Origin of the sequence: Pseudonocardia sp., from assembly GCF_035305885.1 — a bacterium.
Lineage (GTDB): Bacteria > Actinomycetota > Actinomycetes > Mycobacteriales > Pseudonocardiaceae > Pseudonocardia.
Genome location: NZ_DATGOP010000089.1, coordinates 117,802 through 138,461, shown reverse-complemented (window position 1 = coordinate 138,461; position 20,660 = coordinate 117,802). Strand labels below are relative to the sequence as shown.

Sequence of the window (20,660 nt, the reverse complement as noted above, 5' to 3'; positions counted from 1 at the left end):
CGTGAGACTACGTGGCGCGTGTGAGGCGGCGGTGATCGAGCCGCACGGCGCTCACGCGCGGACGGGGGCCAGCAGGTGCGCGTTGCCCAGCGCGTCCAGCGGACCGGGGGCGCCGCTGCGGGTGAACCACTCGTAGCCGTAGGCGCTCGCGAAGCCGGCGACGGGCACGTCCTCGTCGGCGATCTGGCTCGCGTGCGCCACCATCGCGGCGCGCTTGGTGTCCAGGTGCTGCGTCGTGCCGGTGAGGGCGAGCCCGATCTCGGCCGTCACCCGGCCGAACGGCACCGATGCCGCGCGGGCGGCGCCGTGGACCAGGTGGCGGTCGCGCGCGGAGACGTGCAGGTGCTCCCGGTCCACGGTGACGCGGTAACCGGTGACGCCCAGCATCTCGGCCGCGGTGGCGCCGATCCGGAACACCGCCCGGTGGTCGGGGTGGCCGTAGATGCCGTGCTCGTCGTCGTGGACGACCGCGCACGCGCCCTCGTCGTCGGCGAGCTCGGCGACCTCGCGGGCCAGCCGCAGCGGGTCGGCCATGACGAGCGCCCGCTCGTGGCGGGCGTCGGCCCACCCCGGAAGGCCCGAGTCGCGCCTGCCCAGCAGGGCCAGCCGCGACACCCCCAGCAGCTCCGCCGCCCGCTCCAGCTCGGCGAGCCTGCGCTCGGGGATCGTCTCGCCGGGCCGCAGCGGCACGCGGGAGCCGCCCAGCTCACCGGCGGTCGCGACGACGAGGACGGTGCGCGCGCCGGCGTCGGCCAGCCGGCGCAGCGTGATCCCGGTGAAGATCGCCTCGTCGTCGGGGTGGGCGTGCAGGACGAGAACGGTGTGCCCGCGCAGGTCGGGGGTGCTGATCATGTGGGGTCGCAGACGTGCGGGGCCGCGCGAAGCGGCCGGGACGGACGGGGGCCGGGGGTCAGCTGCAACAGCAGCGACAGCACCCCGGACAGCACAGGGCCACGCCCGCGCAGCACGTCCGGTCCGTCACGGGCGGTGATTCTGCCAGAGCCCGTCCGCGCGGCACCATCGGGTGCGCGTCACACCGCGGCGGAGAACACCGCGCCGAGGACCGTGCCGAGAACCGCGGGGCCCGCCACCCAGGCAGGCCCCGCGGATCAGCAGCGGATCAGCAGCGGATCAGTAGTCGCGCTTGGGCATGAGGATCCACAGCACGATGTAGATCACGAACTGCGGGCCGGGCAGCAGGCACGACAGCACGAACAGCAGCCGGACCACGAACGGGCTCATGCCGAACCGGTCCGCCAGGCCCGCGCACACGCCGGCGATGATCCTGCCGTGGCGCGGGCGGGTCAGGGTCGATGCCACGTTCTGGCTCCTTCCACGTCGCGGCGCGTCTCGCCGCTGGGATCCAGTGTCGGCGCGATCGCGCGGCACCGGCTCGGGAAACCCCCGGAGACACCCCTGAGTTTCCTGGCAGGTACCCCGGAGGCCCCCGCGTACTCGCCCTGCGTGACCCCGCGCTGCGCCGTGCGGGGTCGTTGATCGCCGAAGTCGGTGAATGCCCTGGTCGGGCGCCTGCGGGGGCAATAGCGTCCTCGCTCGTGAGGCGATCGCGCTCCCTGGCCCTGCTCGCTGCGGGTGCTGCCGTGGCGCTCACCCTGTTCGCGCCCCCGGTCGTGGCGGCGGCCGAGGTCCCCGCCGCCGTGGTCGTGCTCGGTGACAGCGCCGCGGCCGGTGACGGCGCCGGCGACTACGAGCCGGGTACGCGCGGCGAGAACGGCAACTGGTGCCACCGCTCCGTGCACGCCTACGTCCACCGCACCGGGCTCGCCCCCGAGTCGGTCAACCTCGCCTGCTCGGGCGCCGAGGCCGCCGACGTCGCGTTCGGCGACGGCACCCACTACACGGAGGGCTCCCAGGCCGGGCGGCTCGTCGACGTGGCGAACCGGTACCGGGTCACCACGGTGATCGTCCAGATCGGGGCGAACGACGACGCCGCGCTGTTCGGCACCGGCGTCGCCTGCATCCGCGCGTTCCTCGACCCGCGCGTGCCCCCGTGCCGGGAGACGATCGGCCCGCTCGTGCCCGAGCGCATGGCCGCCACCGCGACGAAGGTGGAGGCCGCGGTGCGCGACGTGCGCGCGGCCATGGCCCAGGCCGGCTACGGGCGCGGTGACTACACGCTCGTACTCGCCTCCTACGCCTCCCCGGTGACCGAGCACATGCTCCCGCTGCAGGCCGTCGCGGGCTGCCCGTACAGCCGCCCCGACGCCGCGTGGGGCCGCACCACCCTGTTCCCGGCCCTCTCGGCTGCCCTGCACGGCGTCGCCGAGCGCACCGGGGCGCGCTTCCTCGACATGGTCCGGGCCACCGAGGGCTACGAGGCGTGCACCAAGCCCATCCCGGACGAGGAGTGGCAGCGACGGATCACCGTCGACCCGGAGGCCCTGGTCCACGGCGGGCTGGACGCCATCGGGGTCCACCTCGCCCAGGAGTCGTTCCACCCGAAGGCCGCCGCCCACGCGGAGATGGCGCGCTGCGTGCGCGAGTTCGTGCTCTCCGACGCCGCCGCGGCGGCCTGCGTCGCCGGCGCGGACGGCCGCGCCCACCTGGAGCCGGCCCCGGCCGCGGCCCCCGCGGCCTGACGGTGCCGATCGACCGACGTCGCCGGGTCAGCCGGCCGGTGCTGCGTCCGCGCGGTCGAGCCACTCGACGAGCAGGGCGCGCTCGGCGTCGGTGAGCATCGGCAGCGCCGGCGCAGCGGCCCGGACCGCGGCGGTGGCCGCCGCACCGGCGGGGAGCGGGGCGGGGTCGGTGAGGATGGTGCGCGCCACCGCGTCGTAGATCGCGTCGGCGAGGCCCGGGTCCCGCTCCGGCTCCGGGGTGGCCAGCAGGGTGAGCACGGCACCGGTGCCGGCGGCGTGGATGAGCTCGACGGCGCGGCGCTCGCTCACGCGGAGCCGCCCGGCGGCCGCGATCCGGCGCACCCGCGCGCGCAGCACGTCCAGCCCGGCGAGCGCCGCCGCGGAGCGGGCCCCGCGGGCCGGGTCGATGATCAGGCCGAACAGCGCGGGGTTGGCGAGGCCGAAGCGGATGTGCGCCTCCCACCCGGCCCGCAGGTCCGCGACCGGGTCGTCACCCGCCCCGGCGACCGCCTTCTCGGCGACGTAGCCGGCGAGCACGTGCTCGGCGACGGCGTCGAGCAGCGCGTCCTTGTCCTCGAAGAACCGGTAGATGGTGGGCGCCTGCATCCCGGCCGCCTGCGCGACCGCGCGGGTCGTGACCGCCCCCGCGCCGCGTTCGCGCAGCAGGTGCGCGGCCACCTCGACGATCCGTTCACGGGTCTGCTGCCTGTCGACGCCCACGGCCATGTTTCCAACGATAGCGAAAACCTGCTATCACTGTTGCTAACAACGGAAGCAACAGTGATAGCGAGGCGGTCATGATCATCATCACCGGGGCGACCGGCCGGCTCGGCGGCCAGATCGTGGATCGGCTGCTGCGGCGGGTACCGACCGAGCGCGTCGGGGTCAGCGTCCGCGACCCCGGCCGGGCCGCCGACCTGGTCGCACGCGGCGTGCGGGTGCGGCGCGGCGACTTCACCGACCCCGGCTCGCTCGCCGCCGCGTTCGAGGGGGCGGCGCAGGTGCTCGTCGTCTCGGCGGATGGCACCGGCGAGGCCGCGGTCGCCCAGCACGTCGCGGCGGTCGACGCCGCGCGGCGGGCCGGGGCGCGGCGCGTGCTCTACACCAGCCACCAGGGGGCCGCCGCGGACTCGCTGTTCGCGCCGATGCCCGACCACGCCGCCACCGAGCGCCATCTCGCGGCGACCGGCACCCCGTTCACGGCGCTGCGCAACGGGTTCTACGCGAGCACGATCGAGCTGATGATCGGCGACGCGCTGCGGACCGGGGAGATCGTCGCGCCGAAGGACGGTCCGGTGTCGTGGACCGCGCACGCCGACCTCGCCGAGGCGGCGGCCGCGATCCTCGCCGACGAGGGCCGCTTCGACGGTCCGACCCCTCCCCTGACCGCGCCCGAGGCGCTCGACCTCGCCGACGTGGCCGCCATCCTCACCGAGCTCTCCGGGCGCCCGATCCGCCGGCTCGTCGCCGACGACGCCGAGTGGGCGGCCTCGCTCATCGCGCACGGCGTGCCGCGGGAGCGGGCGGACCTGCTGCTGGGCATGTACGCCGCCGCTCGCCGCGGCGAGTTCGCGGCCACGGGTCGGGACCTGGAGGCGCTCATCGGGCGCCCGGCCACCCCGGTGCGGACGCTCCTGGACGAGGTCGTCGCGCGGGCCGCGATCAGATGACCACGAGGTCGCGCGGCCGGGAGTTGAGCCGCTCGCAGCCGTCCGCGGTGACCACCACGATGTCCTCGATGCGGGCGCCCCACTCCCCGTCGAAGTAGACGCCGGGCTCCACGCTGAAGGCCATGCCCTCGTCGAGGGTGAGCGCGTTGCCGCCCACGATGTAGGGCTCCTCGTGCACCTCGAGGCCGATGCCGTGGCCGGTGCGGTGCACGAACCGCTCCCCCATCCCGGCGGCGGTGATCGGTTCCCGGGCGGCGGCGTCGACCTGCTCGGCGGGCACGCCCGGCCGCACGGCCCGCACCGCCCGCTCCTGGGCGTCCTGCAGCACGGCATAGGCCTCCCGCACCGCCGCGGGCGGCTCGGCGCCGACGGCGTAGGTGCGGGTGCAGTCGGAGTTGTAGCCGCTCGGCAGCGGGCCGCCGATGTCGATCACGACGACGTCGCCTGCCTCGATCACCCGGTCGGAGACGTCGTGGTGCGGGCTCGCGCCGTTCGGGCCGGAACCGACGATCACGAACGCGGCGCCGGTGTGGCCCTCGGCGACGATCGCGTCGGCGATGTCCGCGCCGACCTGCGCCTCGGTGCGCCCCGGCTTGAGGAACTCCCCGATCCGGGCGTGGACGCGGTCGATGGCCTCACCCGCCGCGCGCAGCTCGGCGACCTCGGCCGCGTCCTTGCGCATCCGCAGCTCGCGCATGACCGGACCGGCGAGCACCTGCTCCACGTCGGGGAACGCGGTGCGCAGCGGCAGGACGTGCAGGGCGGGCATCGCGTCGGCGAGCCCGACCCGACTCGGGCCCCCGCCGAGGTCGCTGACGAGCCGGTGCGGGTCCTCGCCGTCGCGCCACGTGACGACCTCGATGCCCAGCTCGTCGAGCGGGAGGTCGGCGAACCCGGGCGCCTCCAGCCGGGGTACCACGAGCGCGGGCGGGGCGCGGTGGCCGGCCGCGGGCAGCACGAGGCAGGTGAGGCGTTCGTGGGACTCGCCGGAGACGCCCAGCAGGTAGCGCAGGTCGGGGCCCGGCGTGACGAGCAGCAGGTCGATGTCCTGAGCGGCGGCCACCTCGCCGGCCCGGCGGATGCGGTCGGCGAGCAGCGCGGTCGGAACGGCCGGTGTCATGCACGGGAGGGTATTCGGGCAAGCTGTGACGTGTGACCCCGCCTGCACCGCCCGCGCAGTCGCTCATGCTGCTCGACGCCGCCAGCCTGTACTTCCGCGCGTTCTACGGCGTGCCGGAGTCCATCACGGGCCCGGATGGCACGCCGGTCAACGCGATCCGCGGGTTCACCGACATGGTGGCGCGGCTCATCACCGACCGCCGCCCCACGCGGCTCGTGGCCTGCCTCGACCTCGACTGGCGCCCGGCGTTCCGGGTGCAGGCGCTGCCGTCCTACAAGGCGCACCGGGTGCCCGGCGAGCCGGAGGAAGCGCCGCCCGGGCTGCCGGAGATCGTGCCCGACACCCTCGAGCCCCAGATCCCGGTGCTGCTGGAGGTGCTCGCCGCCGCGGGGATCGCGACCGCGGGCGCGCAGGGCTACGAGGCCGACGACGTGATCGGCACCCTCGCCGCCGCCGAGCGCGACGACCCGGTCGTCGCCGTGAGCGGCGACCGGGACCTCATGCAGATCGTGCGCGACGAGCCGGTGCCCGTGCGGCTGCTGTACCTGGGGCGCGGGCTCGCCAAGGCCGAGCACCTCGGGCCCGCCGAGGTGGCCGCCAAGTACGGGGTGCCGGTCGGGCGCGCGGGCGACGCCTACGCGGAGATGGCGATGCTGCGCGGCGACCCCTCCGACGGGCTTCCGGGCGTGCCCGGGATCGGCGCGAAGACCGCGGCCACCCTGGTGGGCCGGTTCGAGTCGTGGGCCGAGCTGCGCGCCGCCGTGTCCGACACCGGCGACGCCCGCCTGAGCGCACCGGTGCGCACCAAGCTGGCCGCGGCCGCGGACTACCTGGCCGTGGTCGAGCCGGTGGTGCGGGTCGCCCTCGACGCGCCGGTCGAGCTGGACCGCCCGGACGCGCTCCCCAGCGAGCCCGCCGACCTGGAGCGCCTCGCCGAGCTGGGCGAGCGTTGGGGCGTGGGCAGCTCGATCGAGCGGCTGTGCACCGCCATCCTCAACAACGCCCGCTAGCTCAGAAGTACGTCCCGCACCAGGGCACCTCGGCGGTCGCGAACGCCGCGTCGGCCCGCGGCACCGCGGCCGGCTCCGGTGCGCTCCACCAGCCGGTCGCCACCAGCTCCGACGGGCGCCGGTCCCCGAGGTAGGCCATCGCGAGCCCGGCCGCGGTGCACTCCAGTTCGGGCCGCACCGGGCCGTCGATCGCGCCGACCCGCTCGGCGTGGCCGTCGGCGATCCGGTACACGCCCGTGTTGGCCGCGAGGAAGCCGTCGTGCACGGCGATCAGCACCGGCTCCGCGGGCCCGAACGTGCGGGCGGCGAGCGCGGCGGGGAGGTCGACCAGCCGCAGCCAGGTCTCGTCGGCGTGGCCCGTCACGGCGCAGGCGCGCGGGTCGGCGAGCAGCAGCTCGAGCGGCTCGTCCAGCGGGCGCAGCTCGCCCGACACGTGCCGGACCAGGTCGATGCCCATGAGGAACCGCCACAGCGCCGCGGTGGCGCCGACGTCGGCGGCGTGCAGGTCGGACACCTCGAGCCCGCGCTCGGTGAAGTCGGACGATCCCTCGAGGAAGGCGATCGCGAACCCGTCGTCGCCGTCCGGCCCGGTGTGCACGGCGGCGATGACGTGTTCGCGGTCGACGTCCACGCGCCGCCCGATCGTCGCCGACCACCAGCCGTCGGTGCGGCTGATGCCGCCCGGGCGCCGGTGCGCGATCCTCGCGTGCACCCCGCGCAGCACCGGGATGATCTCCTCGCGGGCCAGCAGCCGCACGGTGCCGCCCCGCGGCGCGTCGTCCCGCAGCAGGGCCGGGTCGGCGCGCACGCGCAGGTTGCGGGCGCGTGTCGCGATCCCGTAGCCGAAGCGGCCGTAGATGCGGGCCTCGCTGGCCCGCAGCGTGGCCACCGGCTCGCCACGGGCGGCCGCGTCCTCGAGCTGCGTGCGCATCATGGCGGTCAGCAGGCCCCGGCGGGTGTGGTCGGCGCGTACCCCGACCCGGGTGACCGCAGCCATCGGGAGCACCGCCCCTCCCGGCACCGTCAGCTCGCTGGGGAACGACGCGACGGTGCCGACCAGCGCGCCGCCCGAGTGTACGCCGAACGTGCGGCCCGGGCCGTAGAGCTGCGCGGAGCGGGCCCAGGCCGCGTCGTCGGCCGGTCCGCGGTGGATCGCCGCGGCGAAGAGCGTGTGGGCGGCGCGCAGCTCACCGGCTTCGAGGGCCCGAACGGAGAGCGTGGAGGTCAAGCCGGCCGCCCGACCTCGTAGTTGCCGTCCTCGCTCGTGATCCGGATCGGGACCGTGACCTGGTCGCCGTCCACGATCGCGGTGCACTCGAAGGTGGCCTCCGGCACGACCTGCTGCCCCTCGGGGCAGGTCACCGACTGGACCTCGAGGTCGTAGTCCTGCGTCAGGACCTGCTGCACCCCGTTCTGCACCGCCGCCGCGTCCAGCACGCGGGTGGTGAAGAACCCGGGGCTGACGAAGCCGAGCACCCCGACCACCGCGAGCACGACCACCACGGCGACCCCGCCCAGGATCAGCGGCCTCCGGTTCGCCGGGCCGCCCGCTCCCTCCGGACCCGGCTGCTGCGGCGCGGCGGGGTAGCCCTGCGCCCACGGCTGCTGGCCGTCCGGGCGGCCGCCCCACTGCTGGGTGGGCTGGGGCTGCTGGGCCGCCTGCGGCTGCTGGGCGGCACCGGCCTGCTGGCCCCACGCGGCCTGCTGCGCCGCCCACGGGGCCTGCCCACCCGCCTGCTGCTGCCCGTACGCGGCCTGGCCGTAGGGCGGCTGCTGCCCGGGCGGGCCGTACGGGCTCTGGCCGTACGGGCCGGGCTGGTTCAGCTGGGCGTACGGCGGCTGCCCGTACTGCTGGGTGGGCTGCTGGCCGTAGGGCTGCCCCGGCTGCGCCCCGTACGGCGGCGGGTACGGCGACTGCTGGCCGTAGCCCGGCTGGGCCGCCCCGTAGGGCCCCGGCTGGGCGGCGTAGGGCTGCTCGACGTAGGGCTGCTGCCCGGGCGGCGCGTACGGCGCGCTCGCCTGGCCCGGGTTCACCTGCTGCGGCTGGGTGTGCTGGACCCCCTGCGACTCGGGCGGCTGCCCGCCGGGCTGCTGCCCCGGCTGGGCCGGGCCCGCGGGCGGCTGGCCGCCGTGGAGCTGCTCGGGGGCGACGTACGGCGGCGCGGCCTGCGTCTGGTCGGCCGGGCCGAACGGCTGGTGCTGCGAGGCCGGTTCGGGCTGCGCACCCTGCGTCGGCACGACGGTCGTGGGGTCGCCGGCGTCGCCGCCCTGCGGGTTCGCCTGCGCGTTCTCCTCCGGCGCCGCGCCGCCCGCCTCGGGCTCGCCGCCCGCGTTCTCGGCCGGCCCGGCGGCTTCGGGCGGCGCCGCGGACGCGGGCTCCTCCTGCTGGGGCACCTCGCTCGTTTCCGGCGCGCCCCACGGCGGCTGCTGCGGGACGGCGCGGGTCTCCTCGCCGGGTCGCTGCCCCTCCGGCGGAGCCCCCCACCCGGCCTGCGGCTGCTGCTGGCCCCAGGACGCCTGGTCGCCAGGCTGCTGCGGCGGCGCGCCCTGTGGTGGCTGCGGTCCCTGTGGCGTACTCATCGCGGGCCTTCCCCCTGGAGACGTGCGGTCGGGCGATCAAAGCACAGCCCGGAGGAGGGGCACAGAGCCGGTCGCCCCTTCGACCGGTTCACCCTGGTTCACCCCTTCGGCCGATCACTCGGTGCCGACCGCGACCACCCCTCGGCGGATCGCGGTGATGGCCGATGCGGCCGCCCGGCCGACCCCGCTGTCGCGCCCGGCGACGCCCAGGATCTGGTCCAGCAGGTCCAGCACCTGGCGGCACCAGCGGACGAAGTCGCCGGCCGAGAGCTCGACCCCGTTCTGCTCGGCGGCGGTCAGCACGGCGGCGAGCGACTCGCCGCGCGCCCAGCGGTGCATCGGCCAGGCGAAGCCGAGGTCCGGCTCCCGGGTCCGGTCGACCTTGTGCCGCCGCTCGTCGTTCTCCAGGTCCGCCCAGATGCGCACGGTCTCGGCGAGTGCGTCGGCCACGCGCCCCGACGGCACCCGCGGCATCGGCCCGTGGTCGCGGCGGGACTCGTAGACCAGCGCGGACACCACCGCGGCGAGCTCGGACGGCTCGAGGCCCTCCCACACGCCGTGGCGCAGGCACTCCGCGGTGAGCAGGTCCGACTCGCCCCACAGCCGCGACAGGCGGTCGCCGTGCTCGGTGACCCGGTCGCCGTCGAGGTAGCCGCGCTCGGCCAGCAGCGCGCGGATCCGGTCGAACGCGCGGGCGAGGGAGTGGGTGGTGGCCCGCACCTTCTGGCGCAGCTGCTCGGTGTCGCGCTCCAGGCGCCAGTACCGCTCGGCCCACCGGGCGTGGGCCTCGCGGTCGGCGCACCCGTGGCACGGGTGGGCGCGCAGGGCGCGGCGCAGCGCGGCGAGCTCCGGGTCGTCGACGGCGCCGCCGCGGGAGCGCCTGCGCTGGGTCGGGGGCGCGACGATCCCCGTGTTGCGCAGGGACGAGGCGAGGTCGCGGCGCACCCGCGGGGCGCGGTGGTCCACCCGCTTGGGCAGCCGCATGCGGCCGAGCCGCTCGACGGGCGCGGGGAAGTCGGCCGCGGACAACCGGCCCGCCCAGCGGTCCTCGTTGAGCACGAGCGGGCGGGGGTCGCCGTCCGGGCCGATGCCGGGGTCGAGCACCACGGCGAGCCCGGCCCGGCGGCCGGCGGGCACCGCAATCACGTCACCGGGGCGCAGCGTGCGCAGCGAGTCGGCGGCCTCCTCGCGCCGCTGTGCCACCCCCTGGCGCGACAGCGCCCGCTCCCGCTCCGACACGCGCCCGCGCAGCGCGGCGTACTCGCGGAAGTCGCCCAGGTGGCACTCGAGGGACTTCGCGTAGCCCTCCAGCGCCTCCTGGTTGCGTTCGATCCGCCGGGCCAGGCCCACCACCGACCGGTCGGCCTGGAACTGGCCGAACGACAGCTCCAACAGCTCCCGCGCGTTCTCGGTGCCCAGCCGCCCCACGAGGTTGACGGCCATGTTGTAGCCGGGCCGGAACGAGCTGCGCAGCGGGTAGGTGCGGGTGGAGGCGAGGCCCGCGACCTGCTCGGGGTCGACGCCCGGCTGCCAGATGACGACGGCGTGGCCCTCCACGTCGATGCCGCGGCGGCCCGCCCGCCCCGTCAGCTGGGTGTACTCGCCGGGCGTGAGCTCGGCGTGCGACTCGCCGTTGTACTTGACCAGGCGCTCCAGCACGACCGTGCGCGCGGGCATGTTGATCCCCAGCGCGAGGGTCTCGGTGGCGAAGACCGCGCGCACCAGGCCGCGGACGAACAGCTCCTCGACCGTCTCCTTGAACGCAGGCAGCAGGCCGGCGTGGTGGGCGGCGATGCCGCGCTCGAGGGCCTCACGCCACTCCCAGTAGCCCAGCACGGCCAGGTCGCCCTGGGGCAGCTCCGCGGTGTGCCGGTCGATCGTGCGACGGATCTCCTCGACCTCGTCGTCGGTGGTGAGCCGCAGCCCCGCGCGCACGCACTGCGCGACCGCGGCGTCGCAGCCGGCGCGGCTGAACACGAACGTGATCGCCGGGAGCAGGCCCGCCCGGTCGAGCCGGTCGATCACGGTGGTGCGCGACGGCGGCCGGAACCCGCTGCGCCGGGGCGGCCCGGAGCGGCCGCGGCGGCCGCCGCGGTGCCACTGCGCCATGGCGTTCTGCCGGTCCAGCTCGCGGGTGTGGCGCACCAGGTTCGGGTCGACCTTCAGCTCGCCGGTCGCCGACTCGCCCGCGAACAGGTCGAAGAGCCGGTTGCCGACCATCATGTGCTGCCACAGCGGCACCGGCCGGTGCTCGTCGACCACGACGGTGGTGTCGCCGCGCACGGTGACCAGCCAGTCGCCGAACTCCTCGGCGTTGCTGACGGTGGCCGAGAGGCTCACGAGCGACACGTGCTCGGGCAGCTGGAGGATGACCTCCTCCCAGACCGCGCCGCGGAACCGGTCGGCGAGGTAGTGGACCTCGTCCATCACCACGTAGCCGAGGTGCTCCAGCTGCCGGGAGCCCGCGTAGATCATGTTCCGGAGCACCTCGGTGGTCATCACGACCACCTGCGCGTCGCCGTTGATCGCCTGGTCGCCGGTGAGCAGCCCGACCGCGGACGCCCCGTGCCGCTCCACGAGGTCGCCGTACTTCTGGTTGGACAGCGCCTTGATCGGCGTCGTGTAGAAGCACTTGAGCCCCTGCGCGAGCGCGAGGTGCACGGCGAACTCGCCCACGACCGTCTTGCCGGCGCCGGTCGGGGCGCAGACGAGCACGCCGTGGCCGTCCTCGAGGGCGGCGCACGCGGTGTGCTGGAACTCGTCCAGCTCGAACGGGAGCGTCTGCACGAACTCGGCGAGCCGGGGATGGGCGGCACGCTTCCGGGCGGCGGCGTAGGCCTCCGCGGGAGCAGACCTGCTGCTGGCCACGATCCCAGGTTTCCACATGACCGCCGAGATGGGCGCAGCACCTGCTCACAACGGGGGTGGCACGATCACCCGCATGGCAACGCTCGCCGAGACCGCGCCCGCTTTCGTCGAGATCGCCCACCGCATCGTGTGGGCGACCGCGGCCACCGTCGACAGCCACGGCAGGCCGTGGACGCGCATCCTGCACCCGATCTGGGAGTGGGACGGCGAACGCCTCACCGGCTGGGTCGCCACCGAGCCGACCCGGACGAAGCGGGCTCACCTCGCCGCGCACCCCTACGTGTCGGTGACCTACTGGGACGCCTCCCACGACACCGTGTCCGCCCACTGCCGAGCGTCCCTGCACACCGACGACGCCACCTGCGCCGAGCTGTGGGAGCGCTTCCGCAGCGGGCCCGAGCCCGTCGGCTACGACCCGACGATCATCCACGCCTGGAAGGACGGGCCGCGGAGTCCGGCGTTCGCCGCGCTGCGGCTGGACCCGTGGCGGGTGCGGGTCCAGCCGGCGCCGGTGCTGCTGGAGGGCAGGGTGGAGCTGGTGAAGGACTGGGCCGAGGACCCCGCCTGACGGGGCACCGGGCGGCTCCGCACACCCTGCGTGGCGCCGCCGGCGGCTAGACCGCCGTCCCCATCGCGCTGCCGAGCCGCAGGTACCGCCCCGCCTGCTCGCGCTCGCTCATCCGCTGCAGGGTGCGGCCGAGCAGCGCGTGGGCGTAGGCGTCGCCGGGCTGCTCGGCCACCAGCTCCTCCAGCGCGGCGCGCGCCCGCCGCAGCTGCGCGGAGGCGTACCAGGCGCGGGCGGCGAGCAGCCGCACCGAGCGGTCGCGGCCGTGCTCGTCGAGCAGCGGGCGCAGCAGCTCCAGGGCGCCTAGCGGGTCGCGCTGCTCCAGCAGCGACTCCGCCCACCGGTAGCGCTCCACCTCGGCGGGCACGTCGCGGGGCTCGCCGCCCTCGGCGAGGAACTCCGCGATCACCTCGGGCGGCTGCGCGCCGGCGAGGGCGCGGTCGCCGACGACGAGCGTCGGCGAGGTGCGGATCCCCCGCGCCTTGCCCTCGAGCAGCAGCTCGCGCACCCGCTGCTCCCCCGCGCCGTTCGCCAGCAGCGCGGGCCCGGCCGGGAACACGTCGCCGACGACGCGGGCCAGCACCTCGCGGTCGCTGATGTCGAGGGCGTCGACGAAGTGGGCCCGCAGCAGCGCCTCCACCACCGCGTCCTGCACGCCCGCGGGCTCGGCGAGCGCGATCAGCCGGTGGGCGTCGTGACTGCTCGCCCGCCACTTGGCACCCCACGGCGGGCCGAGGCCCTCCTTCGCGGCGATCCGCTCCACGCGCAGCCGGTTCTCGGCGGGTGTGAGGTCGGGCGCGCAGGCGCGCAGCGCCTCGTCGGCGACCGGGTCCTGCAGCGCCTCCGCGAGCGGCTCGGCGGGCACCGGCGCGGACGGGTCGATCCGGTACGGCCGCCACACGATCTCGACGGGGACGCCCGTGCCGGCGACGGCGCGCTCGACCCGCCGCTTGCCGATGTAGGCCCACGGGCACACGACGTCCATCCAGATCTCCGCTCGCATGTCCGCCACCCTACGCGACAGATGTCGTTTAGTCGACATGTGTCGTAGACTGCGGCTCATGCCACCGGACGATCCGCGCGCCCGGCGCACCCGCGCGAGCCTCCGCGCCGCGGCCCTCGAGCTGGCCGGGGAACGCGACCCGGCCACGCTCACGCTCTCCGCCGTCGCGAGCAGGGCGGGGGTGAACCGGGCGACCGTCTACCTGCACTACCCGGACCTCGACGCGCTGTTCGCCGACGCCATGGAGGAGGCGGTCACCACCGTGGCGCGGGCCGCGCAGCTGTGCCCGCTCGACGCCGACCCGGACACCGCGCCCCCACCGCTGGTGACGCTGTTCGAGCACGTGGCCGCGCACGCCACCCTGTACGCGCGGATGCTCGGGCCGCAGGGCAGCGCCCGGTTCGCCGCCCGGTTGCGGCAGGCGCTGGGCGAGGCGCTGCTCGAGCGGTTCCGGGCCGGGGCACGGCCGACCGCAGCTGCCGTGCCGCTCGAGGTGCACGCGGCCTACCTCGCCGGCGCGCTGGTGGGCGTCATCGCGCATTGCGCCACCGGGGACGCCCGGCCGCCGGCCGAGACCGCGGCGGCCACCTGGCGGTTGCTGGCGCGCTCCTGACCGGCGGCCGTCAGGTCACGTCGTCGAGGCGCTGCTTGGCGTCGCCCGGTGCGTTGTGGTCGACCGGGCTGGGGTTCGTGTCGATCGGGCTCGGCGAGGTGTCGATGGCGCTGGGCGAGGTGTCGATCGGGCTCGGTGCGTCGGGGTCCCAGCTGTCCCAACCCTCGGCGGCCCGCTGCCGGGCGCGGCGCCGGTCGTTGAGGCGGGTGATCTGGATCGCCAGCTCGAACAGCAGCACCAGGGCGATCGCCAACGCGATCATCGAGATCGGGTCCTGGCCCGGGGTCGCGACCGCGGCGAACACGAACAGGCCGAAGGTGAGCCCGCGCCGCCATGCCTTGAGTCTGGCGTAGCTGAGCACGCCGGCGACGTTGAGCATCACCACGAGCAGCGGCAGCTCGAAGCTCACCCCGAAGATCAGCAGCAGCGCGATGACGAACGAGAAGTACTGGTCACCGGACAGCGCCGTGGTCTGCACCTCGGAGCCGATGGTCAAGAGGAACGCCAGGCCCTGCGTGATGACGGCGTAGGCGAGGACGGCGCCGGCCACGAACAGCACCGACGCCACCGACACGAACCACAGCGCGTAGCGGCGTTCCTTCGCGTACAGGCCGGGGACGATGAACGCCCAGATCTCGTACAGCCACACCGGGCAGGCGAGCACCAGACCGGCCGCAGCGGCCACCTTCAGCCGCAGCATGAACTGGTCGAACGGGCCGATCCCCAGCAGGTTGCACGACCCGTCGGCGGTGAAGACCGCCCGGGAGGAGTCCGGCAGCGCGCAGTACGGGCCCTTCAGCATCTCGCCGAGGCTCGGCAACCCGAAGAAGGGAACCGCGAACCAGATGTAGCCGAAGATCGTGGTGAGCAGGATCGCGACGAGCGAGATCGTCAGCCGATCACGCAGCTCGTACAGGTGCTCGACGAGCGACATCGTCCCGTCGGGGTTCTTCGGCCGCCTGCCTGCCCGACGGAGCGGAAAACGAGCCACCGCGGGGTACTACTACTGCGCCGAGGTGCTGCCCGAACCCGGCTGGGACGCGCGCGTGGCCTCGGGGGTCTTCTCCTCGGCCTTCGCCTGCCCCTCGGGGAGCGGCTTCGGCTCGGGCGTCGCGGCCTGGTCGGTCGTCTGCGTCTCCGACTTCGCAGACTCCTCCTTCAGGCCCTTCATCTCACCCTTGAACACGCGGGCGGATTGACCGATGGACCGGGCCATGTCCGGCAAGCGCTTGGCACCGAACAGGAGCACCAGGACTCCGATGAGGATCACCAGTTCCCAGCCGCCGAGGTTCGGCATGTTCTCGTCCTTCCGCCGTGTGCAGTCGTGAGGAGTCTACGCGGGTCGCGGTTCAGGCCGACTCCTGTCGTCGTTCGTCGGCCAGCGCCCGCAGCTCGCCCACCTGCCGCGCCACGTCCGCCTCCAGGGCCGCCTTCGCCCGGGCGAACCGCCGCACGTGCCGCAGCACGACCAGCAGCAGCACCACGAGCAGCGCGGTCCCCACGCCGACCGTGACCCACACCAACAGCATCTACCCGTCCCCCGGCTCCGGTTCCGTGGCCGCGAGCGCCTCCCGCGCCCGTTCGGCGATCGTGTGCACCAGCTCCCGCGGCTCCAGCAGCCGCGCACCGCCGCCGAGGCCCAGCACGAGCCGGACCAGCCAGGCCGGGTCGGCGAAGCGCAGCCGCACCTGCACGCGCTCGTCGCCGAGCTCGACGACCTCGTCGACGGGGTAGTACTCGGCCACCCAGCGGGCCTCCCGCTCCAGCAGCAGCACGGCCGTGCGGTGCTCGGCGCTGGGCCTGAACAGGCCGCCCGACACGTCGGTGGGCTCGGCGTCCGGCGGCGGGGCGGCGGGCTCGTCGAGCACGGCGACGTCCTCGACCCGGTCGAGCCGGAACAGCCGCACGGCCTCCGCGCGCCGGCACCAGGCCTCGAGGTAGCCGCGGCCGTCGACGATGAGCAGCCGCATCGGGTCGATCGTGCGCTGCGACACCGCGTCGCGCCCGGCCGTGTAGTACACGATCCGCAGGGCCTTCCCCGCGGCGAGCGCGTCGCGCACCGCGGCCGTGGTGGCGGCCTCCTCCCGACTCGGCGCATCCATCGCCACGCCCGCGAGCCCGGCGTCGCCCACCGCGCGCTCCACCTTCGCCGCCGCCCGCCGCACCGCCTCGGTGTCGGCGACGCCCGGCACGTCGGCGAGCGTGCGCAGGGCCATCAGCAGCGCCGTGGCCTCCGCGGTGGTGAGCCGCAGCGGCCTGCGCATGCCCGCGTCGTGGGTGACGGTGACGGTGTCGCCGGAGAACGACAGGTCGATCAGGTCGCCGGGCCCGTAGCCGGGCAGCCCGCACATCCACAGCAGCTCGAGGTCGCGGCGCAGCTGCTTCTCGGAGATCCCGAAGTCGGCCGCGGCCTCCGCCACCGGGATGCCGGGGCGCGCCAGCAGGTAGGGCACCAGCGAGAGCAACCGCGGCAGCCGCTCCGTGACGCCGCCCGTGCTCATGTCCTCGCCAGCGGTTCGGTGTGGGCCGCCACCGCGGCCGCCCAGTTGGCGCGCACGGCGTCGGCGAGGCGCTGCGGGGCGATCACGGCGACGTCGGGTCCGTGCCCGGCGACCCAGCGGGCGAGGGTCTCCAGGGAGCGCAGCTCGAGCTCCACCTCGTCGCCGGGCCGGCCCGCGTGGGTGTGCCTGCCGACGACCCGGCCGAGCCGGCGCAGGCCGTGCGCGCGCCCGTCGGCGATCCAGACCCGAGCGGTGTCCGTGGCGGGCGGCGGGTCGACGCCCTCGCGCACCATCCCCATGAGGTCGACGCCCTCGGGCACCTTCACCGCGCCGGCGGGCCCGATCGGCGTGACCGGCTCCAGGATCCGCGAGACGCGGAAGCAGCGGGGCGCGTCACGGTCGCGGTCGTGGCAACACAGGTACCAGCGCCCGCGCCAGGAGACCACACCCCACGGCTCCACGGTGCGCCGCTGGACCGGTCCGCCCACGCCACCGCGCTGGTAGTCGAACGTGACGGCCCGCCCGGCCCGCACCGCGGCGAGCAGCGGCGCGAACGCCGGGTCGGCCGCCTGCACCCGCGGCTGGACCCGCCCCTGCTCCTCGTCGACCTCGATCCCCGCCGCGCGCAGCTTGACCAGCGCGCTGTGGGCGGGCACCGCGAGCTCGGGCGAGTCCCACAGCCGCGCCGCCAGCGCGACCGCGGCCGCCTCGTCGGGCTCGAGGTCGATGTCGGGCAGCTCGTAGTCCTGGCGCGCGATGCGGTAGCCGTCGACGGGGTCGAAGCTCGACATCCGCCCGGTCTCGAGCGGCACGCCGAGCTCGCGCAGCTCGGCCTTGTCCCGCTCGAACATCCGGAAGAACGCCTCGTCGTTGGGCGTCTCGGCGTAGCCGGGGACGATCTGCCGGATCCGCTCCGCCGTGAGGAACTGCCGGGTGGACAGCAGGCAGAGCACCAGGTTCACCAGCCGCTCGGCCCGGGCAGAGGACACCTGGGCATGGTACGACCGGGCGCGGTCCCCGCGCGGGCGACCGGCGGGAACGCCCCGGCGTGTTCCCCGGCTCAGAGCGAGGCGATCAGGCGCTCCACCCGCTCGTCCACGGCCCGGAACGGGTCCTTGCACAGCACGGTGCGCTGGGCCTGGTCGTTGAGCTTGAGGTGCACCCAGTCGACGGTGAAGTCGCGGCCCGCGGCCTGGGCGGCGGCGATGAAGTCGCCGCGCAGCTTCGCGCGGGTGGTCTGGGGCGGGGTGTCCTTGGCCGCTTCGATCTCACCGTCGTCGGTGACGCGGTCGACCATGCCCTTGCGCTGCAGCAGGTCGAACAGGCCGCGGCCGCGCCGGATGTCGTGGTAGGCGAGGTCGAGCTGGGCCACCCGCGGACTGGCGAGGTCGAGGTCGTTGCGCTCCCGGTACCGCTCGACGAGCCGGTGCTTGATGGCCCAGTCGATCTCGCGGTCGATCAGCGAGAGGTTCTGGGTCTCGACGGCGTCGAGGGCCCGGCCCCACAGGTCGACCACCCGCGGGATGGTGGGGTCGGCGCTGCCGCGCAGCCGGACGTGCTCGACGGCCTTGGCGTGGTACTCGCGCTGGATGTCCAGGGCGCTCGCCTCCCGCCCGCCCGCGAGGCGCACGGTGCGGCGGCCGGTGAGGTCGTGGCTGATCTCGCGGATGGCGCGGATCGGGTTGTCGAGGGTGAAGTCGCGGAACTGGACGCCCGCCTCGATCATCTCCAGCACGAGCGTGGCCGACCCGACCTTGAGCAGGGTGGTGACCTCGGACATGTTGGAGTCGCCCACGATCACGTGCAGGCGGCGGTAGCGCTCCGCGTCGGCGTGCGGCTCGTCGCGGGTGTTGATGATCGGCCGCGACCGGGTGGTGGCGCTGGAGACGCCCTCCCAGATGTGCTCGGCCCGCTGCGACAGGCAGTACACCGCGCCGCGCGGGGTCTGCAGCACCTTGCCCGCGCCGCAGATCAGCTGCCGCGTGACGAGGAACGGCAGCAGCACGTCGGCGATGCGGGAGAACTCGCCCGCCCGCGCCACCAGGTAGTTCTCGTGGCAGCCGTAGGAGTTGCCCGCCGAGTCGGTGTTGTTCTTGAACAGGTAGATGTCGCCGCCGATGCCCTCGTCGACCAGCCTGCGCTCGGCGTCGACCAGGAGGTCCTCGAGGATCCGCTCCCCCGCCTTGTCGTGGGAGACGAGCTGGGCCAGCGAGTCGCACTCCGCCGTGGCGTACTCGGGGTGGCTGCCGACATCCAGGTAGAGCCGGGCGCCGTTGCGCAGGAAGACGTTCGACGAACGCCCCCACGAGACGACCCGGCGGAACAGGTACCTCGCAACTTCGTCGGGCGACAGGCGCCGCTGCCCGTGGAAGGTGCACGTGACCCCGAACTCGGTCTCGACGCCGTAGATCCGCCGCTGCATCCAGCAAGCGTAAGCGGAGAGAGCCCGCTCATGTCATGCCTGTGACCGACTGGCCGTGTCGTGTTGCTCCTCTGATCCGACGCCGCTGCGCCGTGTGCGTACTGTCGGGACGTGCTGTCGTGGATCCGACGGGCCACCGACGGGGTGGTCGACGCCGATCGCGCGGTGTCCCGCCGGATCTCGGCGCTGCCGCCGAGCCCGCTCGACGCCGCCATGAAGTCCGCCTCGATCAGCGCCGACCACAGCCTGCTGTGGTTCACGATCGCCACGATCCTCGCGGCGCGCCGCGGGGCCTCCCGCAAGGCCGCCGCCCGCGGCGTGCTCGCCATCGCGGCGGCGAGCACCACGGCCAACGGCCTGCTCAAGCCGCTGCTGCCGCGCAGGCGGCCCGCGGCGGCGGAGCTGCCCGCCTACCAGACCCTGCGCAACGGCCCGACCTCGTCGTCGTTCCCGTCCGGGCACGCCGCGTCGGCGGCCGCGTTCGCCACCGCCGTCGCGCTGGAGAGCCCGAAGCTGGGGCTCGCCGTGGCGCCGCTCGCGGCCTCGGTGGCCTACTCGCGCGTGCACGTGGGCGTCCACTGGGCCTCCGACGTGCTGGCCGGCGCGGCGGTGGGCAGCGGGATCGCGCTCGCCACGCGGCGCTGGTGGCCCGTGCGGCGCACCGACGAGGCACGGGCGCGCCCCCTGGACGCCGTGCCGCGCCTGCCCGACGGCGAGGGCCTGGTGCTGGTGTCCAACCAGCGCTCCGGCGACCCGGAGCACGATCCCACCGCCGAGCTGCAGAAGGCGTGGCCCGCCGCCGTCGTGCTGCGCAGCACGGCCGAGGAGGACATCGACGAGCAGCTCGACGCCGCCGTCGCCGAGCGGGACGGGTGGGTGGAGGCCGTCGGCGTGGCGGGCGGCGACGGGTCGGCGGCCGCGGCGGCCACCGTGGCCGGGCGGCGCGGGCTGCCGCTCGTGGTGGTGCCGACCGGCACCCTCAACCACTTCGCCCGCGACGTCGGCGTCTACGACGTGCAGGAGGCGGTGGATGCCACCGGCGCGGGCGAGGCCGTCGCCGTCGACCTGGGCGTGGTGGAGGTCCACCCGGGCCGCGGGGCCGAGCCGTTCGACCCGGCCGTGGTGCGCACCCGCTACTTCCTCAACACCGCGAGCCTCGGCTCCTACCCGGACCTCGTGCGGCTGCGGGAGCGCTGGCAGGGCCGGTGGGGCAAGTGGCCCGCGTTCGCCGCGGCGCTCGTCGTGGTGCTGCGCCGGGCCGAGCCGGTGCGGGTCAGGATCGACGGTCGGTGGACGTCGGTCTGGCTGCTGTTCGTCGGCAACGGTCCCTACCACCCGCGCGGCATGGTGCCCGCGTGGCGCCCCTCGCTGGACTCCGGCCTGCTCGACGTGCGATGGCTGCGCGCCGACCTGCGGTTCTCACGGCTGCGTGCGGTGGTCGCCCTGCTGCTGGGCGCGCTGGGCCACAGCCGCGTGTACCACCAGCGCGAGGTGGCCGAGCTCGACGTCGAGCTCGCGGTGCCCGGCATGCTCGCCACCGACGGCGAGGTGGTCGAGGAGGCGGGCCGGTTCACGTTCCGGGTCGCGCCGCGCCCCGTGCCCGTCTACCGCCGCCGGGAGGACAGGTGGCGGGGCCGGGAACGCCCCTTCCTCGGCTGACCGGCAGGATGGCCGCACCACGGGCGGCGGCACGGTCGCGGGGCACGGT

General features: G+C 75.2%; 20 protein-coding genes. 6 read left to right on the top strand and 14 right to left on the bottom strand.

What is annotated here, in order from left to right:
• Positions 1-51: 51 nt before the first annotated feature.
• On the bottom strand, positions 52-852 hold the full coding sequence (locus tag VKZ81_RS19085; protein WP_324242950.1) for a PIG-L deacetylase family protein: 801 nt from the start codon (positions 850-852) through the stop codon (positions 52-54).
• A 279-nt stretch (positions 853-1,131) separates the two neighbouring features.
• On the bottom strand, positions 1,132-1,320 hold the full coding sequence (locus VKZ81_RS19080) for a PspC domain-containing protein (RefSeq protein ID WP_324242949.1): 189 nt from the start codon (positions 1,318-1,320) through the stop codon (positions 1,132-1,134).
• A 236-nt stretch (positions 1,321-1,556) separates the two neighbouring features.
• On the opposite strand from VKZ81_RS19080, the gene VKZ81_RS19075 reads away from it, so the two are divergent.
• A complete protein-coding gene (locus tag VKZ81_RS19075) occupies positions 1,557-2,600 on the top strand; it encodes a GDSL-type esterase/lipase family protein (protein WP_324242948.1) in 1,044 nt (347 codons plus the stop codon).
• 27 nt (positions 2,601-2,627) lie between these two features.
• Here VKZ81_RS19075 and VKZ81_RS19070 read toward each other — a convergent pair whose 3' ends face one another.
• Entirely contained in the window at positions 2,628-3,326 is a 699-nt protein-coding gene (locus VKZ81_RS19070; protein WP_324242947.1) for a TetR/AcrR family transcriptional regulator, read from the bottom strand.
• 71 nt (positions 3,327-3,397) lie between these two features.
• On the opposite strand from VKZ81_RS19070, the gene VKZ81_RS19065 reads away from it, so the two are divergent.
• Entirely contained in the window at positions 3,398-4,270 is an 873-nt protein-coding gene (locus VKZ81_RS19065; RefSeq protein WP_324242946.1) for an NAD(P)H-binding protein, read from the top strand.
• Here VKZ81_RS19065 and VKZ81_RS19060 read toward each other — a convergent pair.
• The gene (locus VKZ81_RS19060) at positions 4,263-5,390 is read right to left on the bottom strand and encodes a M24 family metallopeptidase (protein ID WP_324242945.1); all 1,128 of its coding nucleotides are present in this window, start codon (positions 5,388-5,390) and stop codon (positions 4,263-4,265) included. The two genes, VKZ81_RS19065 and VKZ81_RS19060, sit on opposite strands and share 8 nt — an antisense overlap.
• 65 nt (positions 5,391-5,455) lie before the next feature.
• On the opposite strand from VKZ81_RS19060, the gene VKZ81_RS19055 reads away from it, so the two are divergent.
• Positions 5,456-6,400, top strand: coding sequence for a 5'-3' exonuclease (locus tag VKZ81_RS19055; protein WP_324242974.1), 945 nt, complete (start codon positions 5,456-5,458; stop codon positions 6,398-6,400).
• 1 nt (position 6,401) lies between these two features.
• On the opposite strand, the gene VKZ81_RS19050 is transcribed toward VKZ81_RS19055, so the two are convergent.
• The 3 genes from VKZ81_RS19050 to VKZ81_RS19040 all read right to left on the bottom strand — a co-directional run bounded on the left by VKZ81_RS19050 (position 6,402) and on the right by VKZ81_RS19040 (position 11,866).
• A complete protein-coding gene (locus tag VKZ81_RS19050) occupies positions 6,402-7,628 on the bottom strand; it encodes a GNAT family N-acetyltransferase (protein ID WP_324242944.1) in 1,227 nt (408 codons plus the stop codon).
• A complete protein-coding gene (locus VKZ81_RS19045; RefSeq protein ID WP_324242943.1) occupies positions 7,625-8,980 on the bottom strand; it encodes a DUF4333 domain-containing protein in 1,356 nt (451 codons plus the stop codon). The genes VKZ81_RS19050 and VKZ81_RS19045 overlap by 4 nt, the downstream gene beginning before the upstream one ends.
• A 114-nt stretch (positions 8,981-9,094) precedes the next feature.
• On the bottom strand, positions 9,095-11,866 hold the full coding sequence (locus VKZ81_RS19040) for a DEAD/DEAH box helicase (RefSeq protein ID WP_414709414.1): 2,772 nt from the start codon (positions 11,864-11,866) through the stop codon (positions 9,095-9,097).
• 55 nt (positions 11,867-11,921) lie between these two features.
• On the opposite strand from VKZ81_RS19040, the gene VKZ81_RS19035 reads away from it, so the two are divergent.
• A complete protein-coding gene (locus tag VKZ81_RS19035) occupies positions 11,922-12,416 on the top strand; it encodes a pyridoxamine 5'-phosphate oxidase family protein (RefSeq protein WP_324242941.1) in 495 nt (164 codons plus the stop codon).
• Positions 12,417-12,462: 46 nt separating this feature from the next.
• On the opposite strand, the gene VKZ81_RS19030 is transcribed toward VKZ81_RS19035, so the two are convergent.
• Positions 12,463-13,416, bottom strand: coding sequence for a DsbA family protein (locus tag VKZ81_RS19030; protein WP_324242940.1), 954 nt, complete (start codon positions 13,414-13,416; stop codon positions 12,463-12,465).
• 58 nt (positions 13,417-13,474) lie between these two features.
• Between VKZ81_RS19030 and VKZ81_RS19025 the strand changes: the two genes are divergently transcribed.
• Complete coding sequence (locus VKZ81_RS19025) at positions 13,475-14,029, top strand: TetR/AcrR family transcriptional regulator (RefSeq protein ID WP_324242939.1); 555 nt, start codon at positions 13,475-13,477, stop codon at positions 14,027-14,029.
• Between the two features lie 10 nt (positions 14,030-14,039).
• Here VKZ81_RS19025 and tatC read toward each other — a convergent pair whose 3' ends face one another.
• The 6 genes from tatC to pafA all read right to left on the bottom strand — a co-directional run bounded on the left by tatC (position 14,040) and on the right by pafA (position 18,952).
• Positions 14,040-14,963 carry a twin-arginine translocase subunit TatC gene (gene tatC / locus VKZ81_RS19020; protein ID WP_324242938.1) on the bottom strand — a complete coding sequence of 308 codons (924 nt, stop codon included), beginning with the start codon at positions 14,961-14,963 and terminating at the stop codon, positions 14,040-14,042.
• 69 nt (positions 14,964-15,032) lie between these two features.
• Positions 15,033-15,326 (bottom strand): Sec-independent protein translocase subunit TatA, encoded by a 294-nt coding sequence (gene tatA, locus VKZ81_RS19015; RefSeq protein WP_324242937.1) that lies wholly within the window; start codon positions 15,324-15,326, stop codon positions 15,033-15,035.
• Between the two features lie 52 nt (positions 15,327-15,378).
• Positions 15,379-15,558: a hypothetical protein gene (locus tag VKZ81_RS19010; protein ID WP_324242936.1), complete on the bottom strand. Its 180-nt coding sequence runs from the start codon at positions 15,556-15,558 to the stop codon at positions 15,379-15,381.
• Complete coding sequence (locus VKZ81_RS19005; RefSeq protein WP_324242935.1) at positions 15,559-16,530, bottom strand: helix-turn-helix transcriptional regulator; 972 nt, start codon at positions 16,528-16,530, stop codon at positions 15,559-15,561.
• Entirely contained in the window at positions 16,527-17,519 is a 993-nt protein-coding gene (locus VKZ81_RS19000; protein WP_324242934.1) for a helix-turn-helix transcriptional regulator, read from the bottom strand. Before VKZ81_RS19000 ends, VKZ81_RS19005 begins: the two co-directional genes overlap by 4 nt.
• Positions 17,520-17,590: 71 nt before the next feature.
• A complete protein-coding gene (gene pafA, locus VKZ81_RS18995; protein WP_324242933.1) occupies positions 17,591-18,952 on the bottom strand; it encodes a Pup--protein ligase in 1,362 nt (453 codons plus the stop codon).
• Positions 18,953-19,063: 111 nt separating this feature from the next.
• Here pafA and VKZ81_RS18990 point away from each other — a divergent pair, with 111 nt between their 5' ends.
• A complete protein-coding gene (locus tag VKZ81_RS18990; protein ID WP_324242932.1) occupies positions 19,064-20,611 on the top strand; it encodes a bifunctional phosphatase PAP2/diacylglycerol kinase family protein in 1,548 nt (515 codons plus the stop codon).
• Positions 20,612-20,660 lie beyond the last annotated feature (49 nt).

Bases quoted from the DNA above. Each gene is read 5' to 3' on its own strand.
- VKZ81_RS19010 (WP_324242936.1), bottom strand. From the start codon at position 15,558: ATGCTGTTGGTGTGGGTCACGGTCGGCGTGGGGACCGCGCTGCTCGTG.
- VKZ81_RS19060 (WP_324242945.1), bottom strand. From the start codon at position 5,390: ATGACACCGGCCGTTCCGACCGCGCTGCTCGCCGACCGCATCCGCCGG.
- tatC (WP_324242938.1), bottom strand. From the start codon at position 14,963: ATGTCGCTCGTCGAGCACCTGTACGAGCTGCGTGATCGGCTGACGATC.
- pafA (WP_324242933.1), bottom strand. From the start codon at position 18,952: ATGCAGCGGCGGATCTACGGCGTCGAGACCGAGTTCGGGGTCACGTGC.
- tatA (WP_324242937.1), bottom strand. From the start codon at position 15,326: ATGCCGAACCTCGGCGGCTGGGAACTGGTGATCCTCATCGGAGTCCTG.
- VKZ81_RS19055 (WP_324242974.1), top strand. From the start codon at position 5,456: ATGCTGCTCGACGCCGCCAGCCTGTACTTCCGCGCGTTCTACGGCGTG.
- VKZ81_RS19040 (WP_414709414.1), bottom strand. From the start codon at position 11,866: ATGTGGAAACCTGGGATCGTGGCCAGCAGCAGGTCTGCTCCCGCGGAG.
- VKZ81_RS19025 (WP_324242939.1), top strand. From the start codon at position 13,475: ATGCCACCGGACGATCCGCGCGCCCGGCGCACCCGCGCGAGCCTCCGC.
- VKZ81_RS19065 (WP_324242946.1), top strand. From the start codon at position 3,398: ATGATCATCATCACCGGGGCGACCGGCCGGCTCGGCGGCCAGATCGTG.
- VKZ81_RS19005 (WP_324242935.1), bottom strand. From the start codon at position 16,530: ATGAGCACGGGCGGCGTCACGGAGCGGCTGCCGCGGTTGCTCTCGCTG.
- VKZ81_RS19030 (WP_324242940.1), bottom strand. From the start codon at position 13,416: ATGCGAGCGGAGATCTGGATGGACGTCGTGTGCCCGTGGGCCTACATC.
- VKZ81_RS19045 (WP_324242943.1), bottom strand. From the start codon at position 8,980: ATGAGTACGCCACAGGGACCGCAGCCACCACAGGGCGCGCCGCCGCAG.
- VKZ81_RS19035 (WP_324242941.1), top strand. From the start codon at position 11,922: ATGGCAACGCTCGCCGAGACCGCGCCCGCTTTCGTCGAGATCGCCCAC.
- VKZ81_RS19070 (WP_324242947.1), bottom strand. From the start codon at position 3,326: ATGGCCGTGGGCGTCGACAGGCAGCAGACCCGTGAACGGATCGTCGAG.
- VKZ81_RS19085 (WP_324242950.1), bottom strand. From the start codon at position 852: ATGATCAGCACCCCCGACCTGCGCGGGCACACCGTTCTCGTCCTGCAC.